General features: G+C 60.3%; 19 protein-coding genes. 15 read left to right on the forward strand and 4 right to left on the reverse strand.

Translation table 11 applies throughout. The features are described from left to right. Positions 1 to 9 precede the first annotated feature (9 nt). Both ACA071_RS02710 and ACA071_RS02715 read right to left on the reverse strand, forming a co-directional pair. Complete coding sequence (locus ACA071_RS02710; protein ID WP_497643024.1) at positions 10 to 825, reverse strand: rhodanese-like domain-containing protein; 816 nt, start codon at positions 823 to 825, stop codon at positions 10 to 12. A 41-nt stretch (positions 826 to 866) separates the two neighbouring features. Next, positions 867 to 2,405 (reverse strand): HDOD domain-containing protein, encoded by a 1,539-nt coding sequence (locus ACA071_RS02715; RefSeq protein WP_497643025.1) that lies wholly within the window; start codon positions 2,403 to 2,405, stop codon positions 867 to 869. A 166-nt stretch (positions 2,406 to 2,571) separates the two neighbouring features. Between ACA071_RS02715 and motA the strand changes: the two genes are divergently transcribed. The 4 genes from motA (at position 2,572) to ACA071_RS02735 (ending at position 6,621) form a co-directional block, all read left to right on the forward strand. Then, positions 2,572 to 3,423, forward strand: coding sequence for a flagellar motor stator protein MotA (motA, locus tag ACA071_RS02720; RefSeq protein WP_169371892.1), 852 nt, complete (start codon positions 2,572 to 2,574; stop codon positions 3,421 to 3,423). 3 nt (positions 3,424 to 3,426) lie between these two features. After that, positions 3,427 to 4,467 carry a flagellar motor protein MotB gene (motB, locus tag ACA071_RS02725; RefSeq protein WP_497643026.1) on the forward strand — a complete coding sequence of 347 codons (1,041 nt, stop codon included), beginning with the start codon at positions 3,427 to 3,429 and terminating at the stop codon, positions 4,465 to 4,467. An 87-nt stretch (positions 4,468 to 4,554) separates the two neighbouring features. Next, positions 4,555 to 5,721 (forward strand): sterol desaturase family protein, encoded by a 1,167-nt coding sequence (locus ACA071_RS02730; RefSeq protein WP_497643027.1) that lies wholly within the window; start codon positions 4,555 to 4,557, stop codon positions 5,719 to 5,721. Positions 5,722 to 6,351: 630 nt separating this feature from the next. After that, complete coding sequence (locus tag ACA071_RS02735; RefSeq protein WP_497643028.1) at positions 6,352 to 6,621, forward strand: hypothetical protein; 270 nt, start codon at positions 6,352 to 6,354, stop codon at positions 6,619 to 6,621. Positions 6,622 to 6,675: 54 nt separating this feature from the next. Here the strand turns inward: ACA071_RS02735 and rsgA are convergent, their stop codons facing one another. Beyond that, positions 6,676 to 7,707, reverse strand: a complete 1,032-nt coding sequence (gene rsgA / locus ACA071_RS02740) for a small ribosomal subunit biogenesis GTPase RsgA (protein ID WP_123510832.1) — start codon at positions 7,705 to 7,707, stop codon at positions 6,676 to 6,678. Positions 7,708 to 7,814: 107 nt separating this feature from the next. Between rsgA and orn the strand changes: the two genes are divergently transcribed. Then, complete coding sequence (orn, locus tag ACA071_RS02745; RefSeq protein ID WP_054053345.1) at positions 7,815 to 8,357, forward strand: oligoribonuclease; 543 nt, start codon at positions 7,815 to 7,817, stop codon at positions 8,355 to 8,357. Between the two features lie 179 nt (positions 8,358 to 8,536). Further along, positions 8,537 to 9,148, forward strand: a complete 612-nt coding sequence (locus ACA071_RS02750) for a trimeric intracellular cation channel family protein (RefSeq protein WP_497643029.1) — start codon at positions 8,537 to 8,539, stop codon at positions 9,146 to 9,148. Here the strand turns inward: ACA071_RS02750 and queG are convergent. Further along, the gene (queG, locus tag ACA071_RS02755; RefSeq protein ID WP_497643030.1) at positions 9,130 to 10,209 is read right to left on the reverse strand and encodes a tRNA epoxyqueuosine(34) reductase QueG; all 1,080 of its coding nucleotides are present in this window, start codon (positions 10,207 to 10,209) and stop codon (positions 9,130 to 9,132) included. The two genes, ACA071_RS02750 and queG, sit on opposite strands and share 19 nt — an antisense overlap. Before the next feature lie 63 nt (positions 10,210 to 10,272). Here queG and ACA071_RS02760 point away from each other — a divergent pair, with 63 nt between their 5' ends. The 9 genes from ACA071_RS02760 (at position 10,273) to hflC (ending at position 20,345) form a co-directional block, all read left to right on the forward strand. After that, the gene (locus ACA071_RS02760; protein WP_497643031.1) at positions 10,273 to 11,772 is read left to right on the forward strand and encodes an NAD(P)H-hydrate dehydratase; all 1,500 of its coding nucleotides are present in this window, start codon (positions 10,273 to 10,275) and stop codon (positions 11,770 to 11,772) included. Further along, on the forward strand, positions 11,760 to 12,230 hold the full coding sequence (gene tsaE, locus ACA071_RS02765) for a tRNA (adenosine(37)-N6)-threonylcarbamoyltransferase complex ATPase subunit type 1 TsaE (RefSeq protein WP_497643032.1): 471 nt from the start codon (positions 11,760 to 11,762) through the stop codon (positions 12,228 to 12,230). Before ACA071_RS02760 ends, tsaE begins: the two co-directional genes overlap by 13 nt. Further along, positions 12,231 to 13,661, forward strand: coding sequence for an N-acetylmuramoyl-L-alanine amidase (locus tag ACA071_RS02770; RefSeq protein ID WP_497643033.1), 1,431 nt, complete (start codon positions 12,231 to 12,233; stop codon positions 13,659 to 13,661). It begins immediately after the preceding gene. Next, positions 13,658 to 15,568 carry a DNA mismatch repair endonuclease MutL gene (gene mutL, locus ACA071_RS02775; RefSeq protein ID WP_497643034.1) on the forward strand — a complete coding sequence of 637 codons (1,911 nt, stop codon included), beginning with the start codon at positions 13,658 to 13,660 and terminating at the stop codon, positions 15,566 to 15,568. The genes ACA071_RS02770 and mutL overlap by 4 nt, the downstream gene beginning before the upstream one ends. Next, positions 15,568 to 16,539: a tRNA (adenosine(37)-N6)-dimethylallyltransferase MiaA gene (miaA, locus tag ACA071_RS02780; RefSeq protein WP_497643035.1), complete on the forward strand. Its 972-nt coding sequence runs from the start codon at positions 15,568 to 15,570 to the stop codon at positions 16,537 to 16,539. Before mutL ends, miaA begins: the two co-directional genes overlap by 1 nt. A 93-nt stretch (positions 16,540 to 16,632) precedes the next feature. Next, positions 16,633 to 16,893, forward strand: coding sequence for an RNA chaperone Hfq (gene hfq / locus ACA071_RS02785; protein ID WP_007902656.1), 261 nt, complete (start codon positions 16,633 to 16,635; stop codon positions 16,891 to 16,893). 12 nt (positions 16,894 to 16,905) lie between these two features. Continuing rightward, positions 16,906 to 18,207 carry a ribosome rescue GTPase HflX gene (gene hflX, locus ACA071_RS02790; protein WP_497643036.1) on the forward strand — a complete coding sequence of 434 codons (1,302 nt, stop codon included), beginning with the start codon at positions 16,906 to 16,908 and terminating at the stop codon, positions 18,205 to 18,207. A gap of 96 nt (positions 18,208 to 18,303) precedes the next feature. Beyond that, on the forward strand, positions 18,304 to 19,476 hold the full coding sequence (hflK, locus tag ACA071_RS02795; protein ID WP_054053363.1) for an FtsH protease activity modulator HflK: 1,173 nt from the start codon (positions 18,304 to 18,306) through the stop codon (positions 19,474 to 19,476). Further along, positions 19,476 to 20,345, forward strand: coding sequence for a protease modulator HflC (gene hflC / locus ACA071_RS02800; protein ID WP_123402429.1), 870 nt, complete (start codon positions 19,476 to 19,478; stop codon positions 20,343 to 20,345). The genes hflK and hflC overlap by 1 nt, the downstream gene beginning before the upstream one ends. The last annotated feature ends 246 nt before the right edge of the window (positions 20,346 to 20,591 follow it).

Genomic DNA, 20,591 nt, shown 5'->3' on the forward strand with positions numbered 1-20,591 from the left:
TTAAAAACCTTAAATCTCTACGGGGGTGTCGGGATGGTTGCCCCATTCGCCCCAGGAGCCGGCGTAGCCTTTGACCCGTGGATAACCGAGGGACTTGGCCACTAGATAAGTGAAGCCAGAACGGTGGTGAGTCTGGCAGTGGGTGATGATTTCTTTGTCTTTGGTGATGCCGAGTTGTTCGAGGATCTTCGGCATGTCGGTACGGATGCGCAGATGGCGCGACTGATCCATGCCGGCGGTCCATTCGAAATTGACTGCGCCCGGAATGTGTCCGGCTTTGGCCGCCAGCACTTTTTCGCCGGAGTACTCCAACGGCCCGCGGGCATCCCAGATCGCCAGGTCGGCGGCGCCGAGACGGCTTTGCAGGTATTCGCGGGTGGCGGTAGGTTCGTCGTGCAATGTCAGTGAAACCGGGCCGCCAACCGGGGCCGGGATCTGGATCGACATCGGCAAACCTTCCGCCAGCCACGCCGGCAGGCCACCGTCGACATAGTGGTACTTGCTGTGGCCGATGACATCGAGCAACCAGATGAAGCGCCCGGCCCAGCCGCCGCCTTCGTCGTCATAAACGACGTACACCGCGTCCTTGTTATGCCCCAGTTCGCCGAACAACGCTTCGAGCGCAGCCTGCGGCGGCATCAGTCCCGGCGCCGGCGCCTGACCGAGTTGCGTGCGTTTCGGATCGACAAAACGCGCGCCGGGCAGATGGCCTTCGGTATAGCGGGCGTTGCTGGTCAGGTCCACCAGAATCAGTTCGCGGGCGTCAAGACGCGGGAGCAAGTCGCTCGGCTCGATGACCAGCGGCAAGCCAGAGAAGTCAGACATGTGAGGTCTCCAGGGCACAAAGGGGAGGATTGTAGCGCAGCCTATTGGCCACGGGTGCTAAAGCTATGCAGGGCCTTTTCGATGCACTGCGCGGTTTTTCCGAAGGCTTGCACGGTAATTTCCGAGAGCGGCCCGCCGCCCTGATCGGCCACTACCACCATGATCACCCGGCCATTGTTCACCAGTGAGCGTAGCAATAGGTGTTCACCGCTGAACTGCGAACGCAGGCCGGCGGGCAGCAGAGCTGAAAACTGGGCATTGTTGGCCGGAGTAATGCGTACCTGGGCTTGCTGCGCGAGCAAACGTTGCAACACGCTGCTTTGGCTGACCGCAAAATTCATCCCGGCGGCTTCTTTTGGCAGCCCGGCCGTCTGGTGCACACGCAAATTGGTGTGGGTGCGATCGGCCATCAGGATCAACACCCGGCGCATGCCGCAGGCGACCAACGCATCCCGGGCCGAGGTGGTCAGGTGCATCGCATTGGTGAAGCGGCTCGGCTCCACCAACAGCTCGGCGCACTGTTTGCGCCAGTTTGTCAGGTCTTCGGTAGTCGGTGCCGGTGCCGGCAACAACCCGGCGTGAATACGGTTCATACCCCACGGCCACAGCAGCGAAACCGCCGGGTGCCAGAGGTCTGGCATGGCATGTTGACGGGCGCTGTTGGCGGCCTGTTGGTGCAACTGTTGTTGCACTTCATCCATCGGGATTTGCAGGTAAAGGCTGGTCAGGTACTGCCAGCGTTCACTGTGCGGGCAGTCCCAGGCCTGTTGCGCCGACAGCGCCAGGCCGTTGGCCAGCAACACGGTGTTGGCCGGCTGATTAAGCCAGCGGCGCAGGGTCGGATCATCGTCGAGGCGATTTTGCTGGCGCAGCGGGTGATCGCTGTCCCGGGCAATGCGCAGAACTTTCACTAGCTCCCGTTGTTCGTTGAGCAGCAGGCGATAACCCTGTTGCACCCAGATCGGCAGCCGCCAGGCATCCACCAGCGCCAGGCAGATGTCCAGCAGGCGCACGCCGAACAACTGCTTTTCTACTTTGCGCGCCGACTCGCCTTTATGGATGACCCGCAGTTCCCACTCTTCGAGCAAATGCGGATGAGTCAGAGCCATCGGCCACAGCGGCGAGAGAAACAGCAGGCTGCCCCAATGGATGTCCTGCCACAGCCGCGCCAGGCGATTGGCGAAAAAACCGTTGGCCTGTTGCGTCGCGTGCTGGCTGATCAGTTGCAGCTGGCGCAGTGCCTTCGGAATCTCGGACTGCGGCTCGGCCGGCAGGCGCGCGAGCAGTTCTTCGGTGCGTTTCAACCCGAGGCGATTGAGCGCCACATCGAGGTTTTCCGCAGGCTCAGTCATGCTGCCGTGGGTGTGGCGGTTGGCTTCGCGAATCACGCTCAAGGCCAGGGCCGGGCTTTCCTGCATCAATTCGGCAATGTCGCGCAGCGAGCTGCGGTTATTGCGAATGGCCGAGCAGACACGGTCGTGACTCTCCTGCGGAACCGGCAGGCGCACGCCATCGAGAAGCTTGACCCAGCCTTCGAGAGTGGTCGGTTTTGGAGGTGGAACGTTCGTTTCGTTAGCCATGGCTGGACGGGATCATCATTGGCTGTAAACACGCCCGGCGCGGGCTAAATTGGCTTTTCGCCTGAACTGGCTATAGTCTGGCGCAGTTTTGCCGATAAGTAGAAGAAGAGATTTTTTAACTTCCGAATATGACCTTGAACCCGACTCAGTAAGTGCTCTCCTACCTATGGCTAAATTAATCGGCATCATCGTCGTATTCGCGAGCGTGCTCGGCGGATACGTGCTCTCCCATGGCAAAATTGCCGCCCTGATTCAGCCTTTCGAGGTGATGATTATCGGTGGCGCGGCCCTTGGCGCATTCCTGCAGGCCAACCCCGGTTACATGACCATGCACGTGCTCAAGAAATCCTTGAGCATGTTCAGTTCGCGCTTCAATCACACCTTCTATCTTGAAGTGCTGGGCCTGATCTACGAGATCCTCAACAAGAGCCGCCGCGAAGGCATGATGGCCATCGAGGGCGACATCGAAGATGCCGCTGCGAGCCCAATCTTCGCCAAGTACCCGACAGTCTTGAAAGACGAACGCATGACCGCGTTCATCTGCGATTACCTGCGCATCATGTCCTCCGGCAACATGGCTCCCCATGAGCTGGAAGGCCTGTTCGACATGGAGCTGTATAGCCTCAAGGAAGACCTGGAGCACCCCTCCCACGCGGTGAACGGTATCGCCGACGCCATGCCGGGTTTCGGTATCGTTGCGGCGGTACTCGGTATCGTGGTGACCATGGCTTCCCTGGGTGAAGGCGACCAGAAATCCATCGGCCTGCACGTTGGTGCGGCGCTGGTAGGTACTTTCTTCGGTATTCTCGCGGCCTACGGCTTCTTCGGCCCGCTGGCGCATTCCCTGGCCCACGATGCCAAGGAAGAACTGAACGTCTACGAAGCCATCAAGGCTTCGCTGGTGGCGTCGGCTTCCGGCATGCCGCCATCGTTGGCGGTGGAGTTCGGGCGCAAGGTTCTGTACCCGGCGCACCGTCCTAGCTTCGCTGAGCTGGAACAAGCGGTTCGCGGTCGCTAAGTCATGGAAAATAATCAGCCGATTATTATCAAGCGCGTCAAGCGCATCGCCGGCGGGCATCACGGCGGGGCCTGGAAAATCGCCTTCGCTGACTTCGCGACGGCGATGATGGCGTTCTTCCTGGTGTTGTGGCTGCTGTCTACCGCCACGCCGGAACAGAAGATCGCCATCGCCGGTTACTTCAAAGACCCGGTCGGCTTCTCCGAAAGCGGCACGCCCTACATCATCGATCTGGGCGGAACACCGACCCTGGCGCCGGAAAACACCCTCAACCCCGAGGTGAAATCCCAGCCGCAGCCAGACAAGGTCACGGTCGATACCGACCAGGTCGAAGGCATGGCCGAACAGGTCGAGAAAGAACGCCTGGAACTGCTGCTGCAAGAACTGCAAAACAAGGTTGAAGAGAACCCGCAGCTGCAGAAATTCAAGGACCAGATCCTGTTCGAGATCACCCCGAACGGCTTGCGCATCCAGATCATGGACGCGGACAACCGGCCGATGTTCGACTCAGGCTCTGCACGTCTGAAACCGTACTTCGAAGACATCCTGCTGGCCATGGCCGACACCATTAAAGCGGTGCCGAACAAGATCAGCATCAGCGGCCACACTGACGCCAAGCCGTACTCGGGCACCGGTGATTTCGGTAACTGGGAATTGTCGGCCAACCGTGCCAACGCCGCTCGCCGTGCGCTGGTTGCTGGTAGTTACCCGGAATCGCAAGTGGCGCGAGTCGTCGGCTACGCCTCGTCGGCGTTGTTCGATCGGGAGAATCCGTTCAACCCGGTCAACCGCCGTATCGACATCGTTGTGCTGACCAAGAAAGCCCAACAGGCTATCGAAGGTGCACAAGGTGCCGATCCAGTGCCAACTCCGGGGCAGGGCGCTCCGGGTGAAGCACCGGGCACGCCGGTCGATCCGAATGCCTTGCCGGCGGACAAGCAACCGGTGCCGGCCCATGAGCTTCGCGAGCGGTTGAATCTGTTCGATGATGCAGCGCCGAAACCGGGTGAACCGGCCAAACCGGCTGGGCCGCCCAAGCAGTAACCCGCAAAAAAGCCACGATCATCGTGGCTTTTTTGTTTCTGGCTGCGTCACCACAGCACGTTTTTTTGGAATCAGGGAAGATCAGTGATGGAAAGACTCAAAGCCTATTTTCAGCGGCACGGCAACGCACCCTTCAAGTTCGGTGAGGGCCGGGTCAGCGGCTATATCTCGGCCACACTCGGGTTGTTGAGCCTGCTGGCAGTATTCTGCTTCCTGTTTCCCGAATGGTTGACCACCGCTGAACTGCGCAAGGTCTACGACGAGCAGTTTGCGCGCACTACGCTGCTGCTCGGGCTGGTGCTGTCGTTCAGCCTCGGCACCCTGAATATCCTGCTCAACAAGCGCAAGCGCCTGGGGATCACCGGGTTGGTGGCCTCGGGTTTGGCAGTATTCCTCGGCGGCACCAATGTGCAGATCAGCTCGATTGGGCAGACCCCTTATTCGCTAGGGCTGGACTGGTTCGTCCTGGCCCTGCTGGTGTCGGCCATCGTCTTCATCCCCCTTGAAAAACTCTATTCCAAGGACCCCGAGCAAAACATCCTGCGCCCGCACTGGCGTACCGACCTGACCTACTTTTTCGTCAGCCATATGCTGGTGCAGTTCATCCTGATCTTTATCACCGCGTCGTCGAGTTATGTGGCGGGTTGGGCCATGTCGACGGATTTGCAGGCCAGCGTGCAAAGCCTGCCGCTTGTCGTGCAGTTCTTCCTCGCCGTGCTGGTGGCCGACCTCGGTCAGTACTGGCTGCATCGCCTCTACCATGTGGTGCCGTGGCTGTGGCGTATTCACGCGGTGCATCACTCGAGCACGCACATGGACTGGCTCGCCGGTTCGCGGGTGCACTTCATCGAGATTCTGCTGACCCGCACCGGCGTGCTGGTGCCCCTGATGCTGCTGGGCTTCGCGCCCCAGGCGTTGAACGCTTATGTGATTCTGGTCGGCGTCCAGGCTGTGCTGGCCCACGCCAATGTGCGGATCAACGGCGGTTGGCTGAACTACGTGATGGTTTTGCCGCGCTATCACCATTGGCACCACGCTCGGCACAAGGATTACATCTACAAGAACTACGCGATTCACACGCCGTTGGTGGATATGTTGTTTGGCACGTTTAAGTTGCCGCCGAAAGAGTGGCCGGTGCGTTACGGGGTGTTTGGCAAGGAGTTGCCGGGTGGGATTGTGCGTCAGCATCTTTATCCGTTTCAGAAGCCTGAGCCGAAGGTCGTTGCACCGAAGCCGCCGGCTGCTGTTTCCTGAGTCAACAATCAAGCCGACAGCGATGTCGGCTTTTTTGTACGGCTTTCATTTTCAGCGGGGGACGCTGTGACTATGGGAACGAGGCTGCTCGCGAAAGTTTTGGGTCAGGCGACGTGGGTTTTGATGGCTGTGTGCATATCCGTTTCTGCGGTAACGGCCGCTTATGGTTTCGCTCTTACAGCGAGTCACTTTGGAAAAGCCCCAAAGTAACCAAAAGGCTTTTGCCCCTTTCGTTCGGTGCCTCGCTTCGGCTCGGCATGCCCTCGCTCCGGTCCTGCTCCGTGGGCCCGCCGCCATCGGCCATTCATGGCCGGGGGCGGCTAACCCGGCATCCATGCCGGGTTGCCCACTACGCAGAACCTCCACTCGGCCTCTCGAGGGGGCGTACACCGCAACAGCATCGCGAGGCGGCCTGATAGCCGACCAGATTGTCTGGCGGGGCCGGGTTTTCCTGTTGGATGCGTTTGCTGGTGAGATTGGTAGTTGTAGGAAGGGTCTGAAATTGCGTTCTGGGGTTCTCAGCGTGGGGGGCTTCTGCCTATAGTTTCGCCGTTGCTGCCAGTGTGGTGGCCGATCTTAGCCGGTCGAAATAAAGATGAAACCTTTCGACAGTCAACGGAGTTTTGACCCATGGCTAAGTACCGTCCGCTTCAAGGCAACTTCAGCGTCGACCCGACGCTGTACATCGACACCGAAGCCCGCGCTTCCGATCTTCTTGAAACCGCCGTCCACCGACTCAAAGCCGCGCGCAATCTGCTCAACAGCGTCACTTGCCTGTGCGTCAAAGACGCCGAAGGTCACGATCTGGAGCATTTCGCCAATGCTGCACATATGTTGATTCAGGATGGCTGTGACGCCTTGGATGTGTTGGGCTGGAAGTTGGAAAAAGCAGCACTCTGAAACCAAAAAAAGCCGCGAGATGATCGCGGCTTTTTCGTGTCTGCGGGAAGCGGCTTAGTAACTGGTTTCCGGCAAACTCGCAATAATCGACCGATAGCTGTTCATCCGTTGCTGCTGCACGCGCCCATCTTCCAGCGCCTTGAGCAACGCACAACCCGGCTCACGATCGTGTTTGCAGTCGCGAAAGCGGCAAGTACCGATCAAGTCGTTGAACTCGATGAAACCGGCTTCGACGTCGGCGCGGCTGACGTGGCCGAGGCCGAATTCGCGGATACCCGGGGAGTCGATCAGTTCACCGCCGCCCGGGAAGTGGAACAACCGCGCGGTCGTCGTGGTATGGGTGCCTTGGCCGGACAGTTCGGACAGCGGGCCGACGCGGGTTTCGACTTCCGGCAGCAGGCTGTTGACCAGCGACGACTTGCCGACGCCGGACTGGCCGACGAAGACGCTGATGCGGCCGTCCAGTTGCTCCTGCAATTGCTCCATGCCGTTGCCGTGGTGGGCCGACACTTCCAGCACCGGGTAACCGAGCGTGCGGTAGACCGCGAGCAAGGCATTCAGCGCCGGGGCGTTCTGTTCGTCGATCAGGTCGAATTTGTTGAGCAGCAGCAGCGGACGAATCCCGGCGTGCTCAGCGGCGACCAGATAGCGGTCGATCAGGTTGGCGTGGGGCTCGGGCAGCGGGGCGAAGACGATGACGATCATGTCGACGTTGGCCGCAACAGGCTTGAGCTGGCCACGGCTGTCCGGGCGGCAGAGTTCGGTTTTACGCGGCAGTTGCGCCACGATAACGCCGATCCCTTGGTTGCCGGCACGCCAGACCACCTGATCGCCGGTCACCAGCGCAGGCAGGTTGGCGCGCAGGTGACAACGGAACACCTGGCCGGCCAGATCGCCATCAAGCGCTTCGACTTCGACCTGCACACCGAAGTGCGCGATCACCAGGCCGGTCTGTTCCGGACCCAGGTCGCCGCCCTCAAGTGCCTCGACAGCCGAGGACTCGCGTTTGGCGGCGCGGGCAGCGCGTTCGCCCTGAATCTTTTCGATGCGCCAGTTTTGACGACGATTGAGTTGGCGTTTGGCCATGGGTGTTCCGTATCAAGAATGCAGCGATTAGGTAAAACGGCCGCGAGTTTAGCACGCCCGGCCGGTTGCCTAGGCTAAACTGCGCAGCATTGCCTAGGAGCCGACACATGCAAAACCCGCAGAATCTGATCTGGATCGACCTGGAAATGACCGGTCTGAACCCTGATACCGACGTCATCATCGAGATGGCGACCATTGTCACCGACAGTGATCTGAACACGCTGGCCGAAGGCCCGGTGATCGCCATTCATCACAGCGACGCGATTCTCGCTGGCATGGACGAGTGGAACACCCGTCAACACGGCGGTTCGGGCCTGACCCAACGGGTTCGCGACAGCCGCATCAGCATGGCCGAAGCCGAAGCCGAGACCATCGCCTTCCTGGAAAAGTGGGTGCCGAAGGGCAAATCGCCGATCTGTGGCAACAGCATCTGCCAGGACCGTCGCTTCCTTTATACGCACATGAAATCCCTGGAAAGCTACTTCCATTACCGCAACCTCGACGTGTCGACCCTCAAAGAACTGGCCGCACGCTGGGCGCCGGATGTGCGCGATAGCTTCCAGAAGGGCAGCACACACTTGGCGCTGGACGATATTCGCGAGTCGATTGCCGAGCTGCAGCACTACCGCAAGCATTTCATCAAGTTCTGATGTTATGGCGTCTGCACCGACGCCTGCGCGGGTAAGCCTCGCTTCTGCAAGGGCTACATCGTACCTGTAGGAGCGATGTAGCCCGCGAAACAGGCGACTCGGTCTTCCTGTGTGATCGCCCTCTTTTGGTGCCGCCGCGAAATGGCTAGACTGCGCGCCTTCCTGCAAGGACCGCCGCCATGTTGCTGATGCTCTACCTGATCGCCATTACTGCCGAAGCCATGACCGGTGCCCTGTCTGCCGGCCGTCGGGGCATGGACTGGTTTGGCGTGGTGCTGATCGCCTGCGTCACGGCACTGGGTGGCGGTTCGGTGCGCGACGTGCTGCTCGGCCACTACCCGCTGACTTGGGTCAAACACCCGGAGTACCTGGTCCTGACCTCGGTCGCGGCGATGTTCACGGTCTTCGCCGCCCGCTGGATGCGCCACCTGCGTTCGCTGTTCCTGGTGCTCGACGCCGTGGGCCTGGTGGCGTTCACACTGATCGGCTGCATGACCGCACTGGAAATGGGCCACGGCATGTTGGTGGCTTCGGTCAGCGGCGTGATCACCGGGGTGTTCGGCGGCATTCTGCGCGACATCTTCTGCAACGACATCCCGCTGATCTTCCGCCGCGAGCTCTACGCCAGCGTCTCGTTCGCGGCGGCGTGGTGTTACATGCTCTGCATCTACCTGGAATTACCCGGCGAGCAGGCGATCTTGATCACGTTGTTTGGTGGGTTTTTGCTGCGGTTGCTGGCGATCCGTTTTCATTGGGAAATGCCGAAGTTCGTTTATAACGACGAGGCCTGACGCTCGGCGTGTTGCTTCAACGCCCACTCCACATGCTCACGCACCAACTCCGACGGATACTCCCGCCGCGCCTTCAACGCCTCCAGCACCGGAATGCTCGATGGCGCGTTACCCAACCCGACCGCCAGATTACGCAACCACCGCTCATAACCCGCCCGACGTAATGGCGAACCTTCGGTACTGCTGAGAAATCGCTCCTCATCCCACATGAACAGCTCCGCCAGTTCCGCATTGTCCAGATTATGCCGTGGCTTGAAGTCGCTTTCCCCGGACGGGCGGGCGAAGCGGTTCCACGGGCAGACGATCTGGCAATCATCGCAGCCAAACACCCGATTGCCGATCAACGGTCGCAAGTCTTCCGGGATCGCGCTTTTCAGTTCGATGGTCAGGTAGGAAATGCAGCGCCGGGCGTCCAGCACGTAAGGGCCGACGAAGGCGTTGGTCGGGCAGATGTCCAGGCACGCGGTGCAGCGGCCGCAATGTTCGGTGCTGTGCGGTGGGTCTTCTGGCAGCGGCAGGTCTACGAAGAGTTCGCTGAGAAAGAAGTAACTGCCAGCCTTGCGATTCAAGACCAGGGTATTTTTGCCGATCCATCCAAGGCCAGCCTTCTCGGCGATGGCTTTTTCCAGCACCGGAGCGCTGTCGACAAAAGCGCGAAAACCGAAGGGTCCGATCTCGGCCTGAATTTTATCGGCCAGTTGTTGCACACGTTTACGGATCAATTTGTGGTAATCGCGGCCCAAGGCATAACGCGACACATAGGCTTTTTCCGGTTGCGCCAGTAATTGCGCCATTTGCGTGTCGCCGGGCAGGTAGTCCATGCGCAGGGAAACTACACGCAAGGTGCCGGGCACCAACTCTTCCGGGTGCGAGCGTTTGCTGCCGTGGGCGCCCATGTACTCCATTTCGCCGTGGTAGCCGGCGGCGAGCCAGCGCTCCAGGTGCTGCTCATGCTCGGCGAGGTCCAGGCCGCTGATGCCGACTTGCTGAAAGCCCAGCTCGCGGCCCCAGTCCTTGATGGATTGGGCGAGGGCGGGCAGGTCTGTAGTAATAGCGGGCATGAGACGAGAGAAACCGGAGCTGAGGTGCGTATAATTCTGCCAGACATCGGAGCCCGAAGACGCATGCTGCACACTAAAGATGATTTACCCGACGCGCTGTACAGCGCCGCGCAAGTGCGAGGGCTCGATGCGAGCCTGATCGCGGCGGGCACAAAGGGCTTCGAATTGATGCAGCGGGCGGCGCGGGCGACGTGGCGGGCGCTGGTCCGGCAGTGGCCGACGGCCAACGAAATGACGGTGCTGGCCGGTCACGGCAATAATGCTGGCGACGGTTACCTGGTGGCAGTGCTGGCCCGGCGTGCCGGGTGGCAAGTGCGGGTGCTGGCGGTCGGTGACCCTCAGCGTTTGCAGGGTGATGCGGCGTTGGCCCATGCCGAGGCCGTGTCCGAAACAGTCTCCATCGACGCCTGGACTGCAAGCACCGAATTGCGCGGCATCGTTTTGGATGCCTTGCTCGGCACCGGTCTGACGGGCGAGGTGCGCGAGCCCTACGCTAGCGCCATCGCCGCGATCAATGCCAGCGGTCTGCCCGTCGTGGCGGTGGATATCCCGTCGGGGCTGTGCGCCGATACCGGTCGTCTGCTCGGCGTAGCCGTTCGGGCTGATCTGACCGTGACGTTTATCGGTTTGAAGCTGGGGCTTTTCACGGGCGACGCGGCGGATGTGGTCGGCGAACTGGTCTTCAACGATCTGCACGCGGATCCGCAGTTGCTTGAAAACGCCGCCATCAGTGCCCGTTGCCTGACTTCCCGTAACCTGCCGCGTCTGGCGGCTCGGCCTGCAACTTCACATAAAGGCAAATTCGGCCACGTGCTGCTGATCGGCGGTGATCGCGGTTTTGGTGGCGCGATCCTGCTGAGTGCGCAAAGTGCGCTGCGCAGTGGTGCGGGGATGGTGTCGGTGGCCACGCGTAGCGAGCACGTTCCTGCCGCGTTGGCGAGAATCCCGGAAGCAATGGTCCTGGGCACTTCGTCGGCCAATCAATTGATGGGTTTGCTGGAAAAAGTATCTGTCTTGGTGGTTGGTCCTGGGCTCGGTCAGGCTGGGTGGGGGCGTAGTCTGCTGTCCGCGGCGGCCAACGCGCCTTTGCCGCAAGTCTGGGACGCCGATGCGTTGAATATGCTCGCTGAAGAGCAGGTGAAGCTGCCCGCCGATTGCATCATCACCCCGCATCCGGGCGAGGCGGCGCGTTTGCTCGGGATAAGCACCGCCGAAGTCCAAGCCGATCGTCCGGCCGCCGCTCACGCATTGAGCAAAAAATATACAGCCGTAGTGATTCTAAAAGGCGCCGGCAGCCTGATCGCCAGTCCCGACGGGCGTCTGGCGGTGTGTCATCAGGGGCATCCGGCGATGGCCACTGCCGGTCTGGGCGATGTCCTGGCCGGTCTGGTCGGCGCCTTGCTGGCCCAGGGCATGGCGGCGTTCGATGCCGCGTGCCTGGCGGTCTGGCTGCACGCCAATGCCGGCGCACAACAAGGTAAATCGGGCCGTGGGCTGGCGGCCAGTGATCTGATCCCGGCCATTCGTCAGTTGTTGGAGGAGCAAGCACCGTGTCTGAAGTAACCCTGTACCTGGCTGATGAAGAGGCGATGACCGCATTCGGTACTCGCATAGCAAAAACCACCCAAGGGCACGGTCTGATTTTTCTCGAGGGGGATCTGGGCGCGGGCAAAACCACGCTGTCCCGGGGCATCATCCGTGGGCTGGGGCATGTGGGCGCGGTAAAAAGTCCTACCTTCACTCTGGTCGAACCCTACGAGATAGGTGACATCCGCGCCTTCCATTTCGACCTGTATCGACTGGTCGATCCGGAAGAGCTGGAGTACCTCGGTATCCGCGATTACTTCGATGACGATGCCCTGTGTCTGATCGAATGGCCCCAGAAGGGTGCAGGCTTTTTGCCAAAGCCCGACCTGACCATTACCATTAGCCCGCAAGACAGCGGGCGTTCGCTGAAAATTTTATCCCAGGGCTCGCGCGGCGAGTCGTGGTGTGCCGCTTTGGCATTGGAATCCAATTAAATGATGGGGTCAGGTATGCGCTTTCGCGCGATGGTAGCTGCCGTAGGGTTGTTGTTTTTGGCGGTGACCGTCGACGCTGTGGCCGAATCGAAGGTCAACAGCGTTCGCCTGTGGCGAGCTCCGGATAACACACGACTGGTGTTCGACCTCACGGGGCCGGTACAGCACAGCGTTTTCACCCTGACTTCGCCGGATCGGCTGGTCATCGACATCAACGGCGCGACCCTCGGTGCGCCGCTCAACGTCAACACCTCCAACACGCCGATCACCGCCATGCGTTCGGCCCAGCGCACGCCGACCGACCTGCGGGTGGTCATCGACCTGAAAAAAGCCGTCACGCCGAAAAGCTTCACCCTGGCGCCGAACGCCCAGTACGGCAATCGCCTGGTGGTCGACCTGTTCGACAGCGCCGAAGCCGCCGCCCCCATTCCGCCGGCACCGACCAACGTCGCGACCGTGGCCCCGGTGCCAGTCACCCCAATCGATCCTCCGGTGAAACTGCCGCCCGCTCCGGCCGGCAAGCGCGACATCATTGTGGTGATCGATGCCGGCCACGGCGGCGAAGACCCGGGTGCCTCGGGCTCGCGCGGTCAGCATGAGAAAGACGTGGTCCTGGCCATCGCCCGTGAACTGCAGCGCCAGGTCAACGGCATGAAAGGCTTCCGCGCCGAACTGACCCGCACCGGCGACTACTTCATCCCGCTGCGTGGCCGTACCGAAATCGCCCGCAAGAAAGGCGCCGACCTGTTCGTCTCGATCCACGCCGACGCCGCGCCGTCTGCGGCCGCTTTCGGTGCGTCGGTGTTCGCTCTGTCTGATCGCGGCGCCACCTCCGAGACTGCCCGTTGGCTGGCCGACAGCGAAAACCGTTCCGACTTGATCGGCGGTGCCGGCAGCGTCAGCCTCGACGACAAGGACCGCATGCTGGCCGGCGTGTTGCTCGACCTGTCGATGACCGCTTCCCTGACTTCTAGCCTCAACGTTGGCCAAAAGGTCTTGAGCAACATCAGCCGCGTCACGCCGTTGCATAAACAGCGGGTGGAGCAGGCCGGGTTCATGGTGCTGAAATCGCCGGACATTCCATCAATTCTGGTGGAAACCGGCTTTATCTCCAACGCCAATGAAGCGAACAAGTTGTCCGGCGCGAGCCACCAGCAGGCCCTCGCGCGCTCGATCAGCGCCGGTGTTCGTCAGTTCTTCCAGCAGAATCCGCCACCGGGCACCTACATCGCCTGGCTGCGCGATTCCGGGAAGATTGTCCAGGGCCCGCGTGACCATCGCGTCAGCCCGGGCGAGACACTTGCGATGATTGCCGTGCGTTATCAGGTGTCCCCGGCGACCCTGCGCAGCGCCAACAACCTGAAAAGCGATGAGCTGAAAATCGGTCAGACCCTGACCATTCCCGGCACTGAACTGGCGGCCAAAGAATGAACCAGGTGCTGACCAATATCGCGCGCATCGAGCTGCTCAGCCCGCGACTGGCGAACCAGATTGCCGCCGGTGAGGTGGTCGAGCGCCCGGCATCGGTGATCAAGGAACTGCTGGAAAACAGCCTCGACTCCGGCGCCAAACGCATCGACGTCGACGTCGAGCAGGGCGGCGTCAAGCTGCTGCGGGTGCGTGATGACGGCAGCGGTATTTCTGCCGATGACTTGCCGCTGGCCTTGGCGCGACACGCCACCAGCAAGATTCGTAATCTTGAAGACCTCGAACAGGTCATGAGCCTCGGGTTTCGCGGCGAAGCCCTGGCGTCGATCAGTTCCGTGGCGCGTCTGACCCTGACCTCCCGCACCAAAGATGCCGACCAAGCCTGGCAGGTTGAAACCGAAGGCCGGGACATGGCGCCCCGCGTACAACCTGCCGCTCACCCGGTGGGCACTTCGGTGGAAGTGCGTGACCTGTTCTTCAACACCCCGGCCCGGCGCAAGTTTCTCAAGACCGAAAAAACCGAATTCGATCACCTGCAAGAAGTGATCAAGCGCCTGGCCTTGGCGCGTTTCGATGTGGCATTCCATTTGCGCCACAACGGCAAGACCATCCTCAGCCTGCATGAAGCCCATGACGACGCGGCCCGTGCCCGGCGTGTGGCGGCGATCTGCGGTTCGGGGTTCCTGGAACAGGCGCTGCCGATCGAAATCGAGCGCAATGGCCTGCATTTATGGGGTTGGGTCGGGTTGCCGACCTTCAACCGCAGCCAGGCCGACTTGCAATATTTCTTTGTGAATGGCCGTGCCGTGCGCGACAAACTGGTGGCCCACGCGGTGCGCCAGGCGTATCGCGACGTGCTGTTCAACGGCCGGCACCCGACGTTCGTGTTGTTTTTCGAAGTCGATCCGGCGGGCGTTGACGTCAACGTGCACCCGACCAAACACGAAGTGCGCTTCCGTGACGGGCGCATGGTTCACGATTTCCTCTACGGCACCTTGCATCGCGCCTTGGGCGATGTGCGACCGGATGATCATTTGGCGGCACCCGTAGCGACGGCCATCGTTCGACCTACCGGCATCGATGCCGGTGAGTTCGGTCCGCAGGGCGAAATGCGCCTCGCGGCCAATGCCTTGCTGGAACAGCCTCAGGGGCAGCCGACCTTTAATGCGGCGGCGGGCTCGGGCGCTGGCGCCGGTTTTCAGTATCAGTACACGCCAAAGCCTCAATCCGGCGTGCCGGTGGCGGAAGCCCAGGCTGCGTACCGCGAGTTTTTCGCGCCGTTGCCGGAAGCCAATGCCGTCGCACTACCCGCCGGGCAGGACGACATTCCGCCACTGGGTTACGCACTGGCGCAGCTCAAGGGCATTTATATCCTTTCGGAAAACGCCCAAGGCCTGGTGCTGGTGGACATGCATGCCGCCCATGAGCGGATCATGTATGAACGCCTGAAGATCGCCATGGCCAGCGAAGGCCTGAGCGGCCAGCCGCTGCTGGTGCCGGAATCCCTGGCGGTCAGCCAGCGCGAAGCCGATTGCGCCGAAGAGAACGTCGCCTGGTTTCAGCGTCTGGGCTTTGAATTGCAGCGCCTGGGCCCGGAAACCCTGGCGATCCGGCAGATCCCGGCGTTGCTCAAACAGGCGGAAGCCAATCGCTTGGTCAGTGATGTACTGGCGGATTTGATGGAATACGGCACCAGCGACCGGATCCAGGCGCACCTCAACGAATTGCTCGGCACCATGGCCTGCCACGGCGCGATCCGTGCTAATAGGCGCCTGGCGATACCAGAAATGAACGGCCTGCTGCGGGACATGGAAAACACCGAGCGCAGCGGTCAATGCAACCATGGCCGACCGACCTGGACCCAATTGGGCCTGGACGATCTGGACAAACTGTTCTTGCGCGGTCGTTGATGAGCCAGCTCCCTCCAGCGATTTTCCTGATGGGCCCGACCGCTGCGGGCAAGACCGACTTGGCCATCGAACTGACCAAAGTCCTGCCGTGCGAGCTGATCAGCGTCGATTCGGCGCTGGTCTATCGCGGCATGGACATCGGCACTGCCAAGCCTTCCAAAGAGATATTGGCTGAGTTTCCGCACCGGTTGATCGATATTCTCGACCCGGCCGAGAGCTACTCGGCCGCGGATTTCCGTCGAGATGCCCTTGAGGCGATGGCCGAGATCACTTCGCGGGGAAAAATTCCGCTGCTTGTAGGCGGCACGATGCTCTACTACAAGGCTTTGGTCGAAGGATTGGCGGAAATGCCCGCGGCGGATCCCGAGGTTCGTGCGCAAATCGAAGAAGAGGCTGAACGCCTTGGCTGGCAAGCCTTGCACGACCAATTGGCAGTGATTGATCCGGTTTCTGCGGCACGAATTCACCCGAACGATCCCCAGCGCCTCAGTCGAGCGCTGGAAGTTTATCGCGTGAGCGGTCAGAGCATGACCGAGCTGCGGCTGAGACAATCTGCGCAAAGTACTGAAGCAGCCGCTTCGGGACTGCAACAATTGCCCTATACTGTCGCGAACTTGGCCATCGCTCCGGCAAATCGCCAGGTACTGCACGAGCGTATTAAACAAAGATTCACAAATATGTTGGAACAGGGATTCATCGACGAGGTCGTAGCCCTGCGTACGAGAAGTGACCTGCATTCAGGGTTGCCGTCCATACGCGCTGTAGGGTACCGACAAGTCTGGGATTACCTGGATGGCAAGCTGACGCAAGCCGAGATGCAGGAGCGTGGAATCATAGCCACGCGCCAGTTGGCAAAGCGCCAGTTCACCTGGCTGCGCAGTTGGGCTGATTTACACTGGCTGGACAGCCTCGATTGCGACAATCTGCCGCGCGCCTTGAAATACCTCGGGACCATCTCCATATTGAGCTGAGTCCTTGCAATTGCCGTCTATCCTTGGGGGTGTGACGGCCCAAGCCATCTGTTTACCTATTTTTTATATTGAATCCTTAAAGGAGTGCGGCACATGTCAAAAGGGCATTCGCTACAAGACCCTTACTTGAATACTTTACGTAAAGAGAAAGTTGGGGTGTCCATCTACCTGGTCAACGGGATCAAACTGCAAGGCACGATCGAGTCTTTCGACCAGTTCGTTATCCTGCTGAAAAACACCGTTAGCCAGATGGTTTACAAACACGCTATCTCGACAGTAGTGCCGGTTCGTCCAATTCGTCTGCCTAGCGCAACCGAATCCGAAGCAGGTGACGCTGAGCCAGGTAACGCCTGATAGGAGTCTCCTTTGTTCTTTGAGCGCCACGGTGGTGGTGAGCGAGTGATCCTCGTTCACTTGGATGGACAGGACCCTGAGGCGCGCGAAGATCCGCAGGAGTTTCAGGAATTGGCTAATTCGGCCGGCGCCGAGACCGTTGCGTTTTTTAACGTGCCGCGTCATCGGCCAACCGCCAAATTCCTGATTGGCAGCGGCAAGGTCGAGGAGCTGCGCGACCTGGTCCATGCCGAAAAGGCAGATCTGGTCATCTTCAATCACATCCTCACGCCCAGTCAGGAACGTAACCTCGAACGTGTTTTCGAGTGTCGCGTGATCGACCGTACCGGTCTGATTCTCGATATTTTCGCCCAACGCGCCCGTACCCATGAAGGCAAGCTCCAGGTCGAACTGGCCCAGCTTGACCACATGAGCACCCGGCTGGTTCGTGGCTGGACCCACCTTGAGCGTCAGGGTGGCGGTATCGGTATGCGTGGCCCGGGTGAAACCCAGCTGGAAACCGACCGCCGTTTGCTGCGGGTTCGCCTGCGACAGATCAAGGGCCGGCTGGAAAAAGTGCGCAGTCAGCGCGAACAGTCGCGACGCGGTCGTTCGCGTGCGGATATTCCTACCGTGTCCCTGGTGGGGTATACCAACGCCGGCAAATCCACGCTGTTCAATAACGTGACGAAATCCGACGTGTACGCGGCTGACCAGTTGTTTGCCACGCTGGACCCGACCTTGCGCCGTCTGGAACTGGACGACCTGGGGCCGATCGTCCTGGCCGACACCGTGGGTTTCATCCGCCACTTGCCCCACAAACTGGTCGAGGCATTTCGGTCTACGCTCGAAGAGTCGAGCAACTCAGACCTGCTGTTGCACGTGATCGATGCGGCCGAACCGGATCGCATGTTGCAGATCGAGCAGGTGATGGTGGTGCTGGGCGAGATCGGTGCCCAGGACTTGCCGATCCTCGAGGTCTATAACAAACTCGATTTGCTTGAAGGCGTTGAGCCGCAAATCCAGCGCGACGAAAACGGCAAGCCCCAACGGGTCTGGCTGTCGGCGCGTGATGGCAGTGGTCTGGAATTGCTTGAGCAAGCCATTGCCGAGTTGCTGGGCGGTGATTTGTTTGTTGGCACCTTGCGCTTGCCGCAACGTTTTGCTCGACTGCGTGCGCAGTTTTTCGAACTCGGTGCGGTACAGAAAGAAGAACACGACGAAGAAGGCATCAGCCTGCTGGCCGTCCGCTTGCCTCGGGTCGAGTTGAATCGACTGGTGAGCCGCGAAGGCCTGCAACCGATGGACTTCATCGAGCAACACACTTTGCAATAAAAGCCTGAGAAAGCGGTTGTGCCGCGGTGACAGGCATTCTGTAGCATTGGTCGGCGCGCCGTGGGTGCGTCTTTGCTTTATCAGATGGAGAGCGCTATGGCTTGGAATGAGCCGGGTGGCAACTCGAATAATCAGGATCCTTGGGGTGGCAAGCGCCGCAATAACGGCGACCGCAAGGGGCCACCGGATCTCGACGAGGCCTTCCGAAAGCTGCAGGAAAGCCTGAACGGGTTGTTCGGTGGTGGTAAAAAACGCGGTGACGACGGCGGTGGTTCGGGCAAGAGTGGCGGCTTCGGCGGCCTGCTCGGCATCGGCCTGGTCGTGCTCGCTGCCGTGTGGCTGTACAGCGCGGTCTACGTGGTTGACGAGCAGGAGCAAGCTGTGGTGCTGCGCTTCGGCAAGTACTACGAAACTGTCGGCCCTGGCCTGAACATCTACTTCCCGCCGATCGACAAGAAGTACATGGAAAACGTGACGCGTGAGCGTTCGTACACCAAGCAGGGCCAGATGCTGACCGAAGACGAGAACATCGTCGAAGTGCCGCTGACCGTGCAGTACAAGATCAGCAACCTGCAGGATTTCGTGCTGAACGTCGATCAGCCGGAAATCAGCCTGCAGCAAGCGACCGACAGCGCCTTGCGCCATGTGGTGGGTTCCACCGCCATGGATCAGGTCCTGACCGAAGGTCGTGAGTTGATGGCCAGCGAAATCAAGGAGCGTCTGCAACGTTTCCTCGATACCTATCGCACCGGTATCACCGTCACCCAGGTCAACGTTCAGAACGCAGCCGCACCGCGTGAAGTCCAGGAAGCCTTCGATGACGTGATCCGCGCCCGTGAAGACGAGCAGCGTTCGCGCAACCAGGCTGAAACCTACGCCAACGGTGTCGTACCGGAAGCCCGTGGCCAGGCCCAGCGCATCCTTGAAGATGCCAACGGTTACCGTGACGAAACGGTATCGCGCGCCAAGGGTGAGGCGGATCGCTTCACCAAACTGGTCGCCGAGTACCGCAAGGCCCCTGAGGTTACCCGCGAGCGTCTGTACCTGGACACCATGCAGGAAGTCTTCACCAACACCAGCAAGGTGCTCGTGACCGGCAACAAGAATGGCCAGAGCAATCTGCTGTACTTGCCGCTGGACAAGATGATCGACAGTGGCCGCAGCACCAGTGCACCGGTAACGGGCGCGGCAGCCAGCAGCAATGAAGCGAATGCGCGTGCAGCCGCTGATCTGCAACAACAGCAAGCACGTACCAGGGAGAGTCGCTGATGAGCAATAAATCGCTGATCGCCCTTATTGTCTGCGTCGTCGTGGCGATCGCAGCCTGGAACTGCTTCTACATCGTAGGTCAGACCGAGCGTGCGGTAATGCTGCAATTTGGTCGTGTGGTCCAGACCGATGTCCAGCCGGGCCTGCATGTGAAAGTGCCTTACGTTAACCAGGTGCGCAAATTCGACGCACGCCTGATGACGCTGGACGCACCGACACAACGCTTCCTGACGCTGGAAAAGAAAGCCGTCATGGTCGATGCCTACGCCAAGTGGCGCGTGAAGGATGCCGAGCGCTTCTACACCGCGACATCGGGCCTCAAGCAGATTGCCGACGAGCGTCTGTCCCGTCGTCTGGAATCGGGCCTGCGTGACCAGTTCGGTAAACGTACCCTTCACGAAGTGGTTTCCGGTGAACGTGACGCGTTGATGGCGGACATCACCGCTTCGCTGAACAAGATGGCGGAAAAAGAGCTGGGCATCGAAGTGGTCGATGTTCGGGTCAAGGCCATCGACCTGCCGAAAGAAGTAAACCGCAGCGTGTTCGAACGTATGAGCACCGAGCGTGAGCGTGAAGCTCGCGAGCACCGCGCCAAGGGTAACGAGCTGGCCGAAGGCATCCGTGCCGACGCCGATCGTCAACGCCGCGTGTTGCTGGCCGAAGCCTATCGTGAATCCGAAGAGGTTCGCGGTGACGGTGACGCCCAGGCTGCTGCGATCTACTCCAAGGCTTACGGCCAGGATCAGGAGTTCTACGGTTTCTACCGTAGCCTGCGCGCCTACCGTGAAAGCTTCGCGAACAAAACCGACGTCATGGTCCTGGACCCAAGCAGCGACTTCTTCCGTTACCTGGAAAAAGCCAAGCCTTGATACAGCGTTGACCTGAATCATCCCCCGCCTGGCGGCTAAAACCTGCGGCGGGGTGATCCTTTGGGAAAACGTGTGTATGATGCGGCAGCCGGGAAATTCCCGGCTTTTTTGCGTCTGCACGTTTGATTGCGGTTTTTATGCAGGCGCCCGAGTTGAATGACTCGACAGGTTTTTCGAGGAAAGTGGTTGGCGAAGCCGATTTCAGGCTTTTCGCCGCGTTGTTCATGCGCGTTGTTTGCACATGAA

The sequence above is a fragment of the Pseudomonas sp. LBUM1646 genome (assembly GCF_059716165.1).

Coding starts and splice junctions, on each gene's coding strand:
- ACA071_RS02750 (WP_497643029.1), top strand. CDS start 8,537: ATGTTGCTGATGCTCTACCTGATCGCCATTACTGCCGAAGCCATGACC.
- ACA071_RS02710 (WP_497643024.1), bottom strand. CDS start 825: ATGTCTGACTTCTCTGGCTTGCCGCTGGTCATCGAGCCGAGCGACTTG.
- ACA071_RS02715 (WP_497643025.1), bottom strand. CDS start 2,405: ATGGCTAACGAAACGAACGTTCCACCTCCAAAACCGACCACTCTCGAA.
- hflC (WP_123402429.1), top strand. CDS start 19,476: ATGAGCAATAAATCGCTGATCGCCCTTATTGTCTGCGTCGTCGTGGCG.
- orn (WP_054053345.1), top strand. CDS start 7,815: ATGCAAAACCCGCAGAATCTGATCTGGATCGACCTGGAAATGACCGGT.
- hflK (WP_054053363.1), top strand. CDS start 18,304: ATGGCTTGGAATGAGCCGGGTGGCAACTCGAATAATCAGGATCCTTGG.
- motB (WP_497643026.1), top strand. CDS start 3,427: ATGGAAAATAATCAGCCGATTATTATCAAGCGCGTCAAGCGCATCGCC.
- queG (WP_497643030.1), bottom strand. CDS start 10,209: ATGCCCGCTATTACTACAGACCTGCCCGCCCTCGCCCAATCCATCAAG.
- ACA071_RS02730 (WP_497643027.1), top strand. CDS start 4,555: ATGGAAAGACTCAAAGCCTATTTTCAGCGGCACGGCAACGCACCCTTC.
- ACA071_RS02760 (WP_497643031.1), top strand. CDS start 10,273: ATGCTGCACACTAAAGATGATTTACCCGACGCGCTGTACAGCGCCGCG.
- motA (WP_169371892.1), top strand. CDS start 2,572: ATGGCTAAATTAATCGGCATCATCGTCGTATTCGCGAGCGTGCTCGGC.
- rsgA (WP_123510832.1), bottom strand. CDS start 7,707: ATGGCCAAACGCCAACTCAATCGTCGTCAAAACTGGCGCATCGAAAAG.
- ACA071_RS02770 (WP_497643033.1), top strand. CDS start 12,231: ATGATGGGGTCAGGTATGCGCTTTCGCGCGATGGTAGCTGCCGTAGGG.
- mutL (WP_497643034.1), top strand. CDS start 13,658: ATGAACCAGGTGCTGACCAATATCGCGCGCATCGAGCTGCTCAGCCCG.
- miaA (WP_497643035.1), top strand. CDS start 15,568: ATGAGCCAGCTCCCTCCAGCGATTTTCCTGATGGGCCCGACCGCTGCG.
- ACA071_RS02735 (WP_497643028.1), top strand. CDS start 6,352: ATGGCTAAGTACCGTCCGCTTCAAGGCAACTTCAGCGTCGACCCGACG.
- hfq (WP_007902656.1), top strand. CDS start 16,633: ATGTCAAAAGGGCATTCGCTACAAGACCCTTACTTGAATACTTTACGT.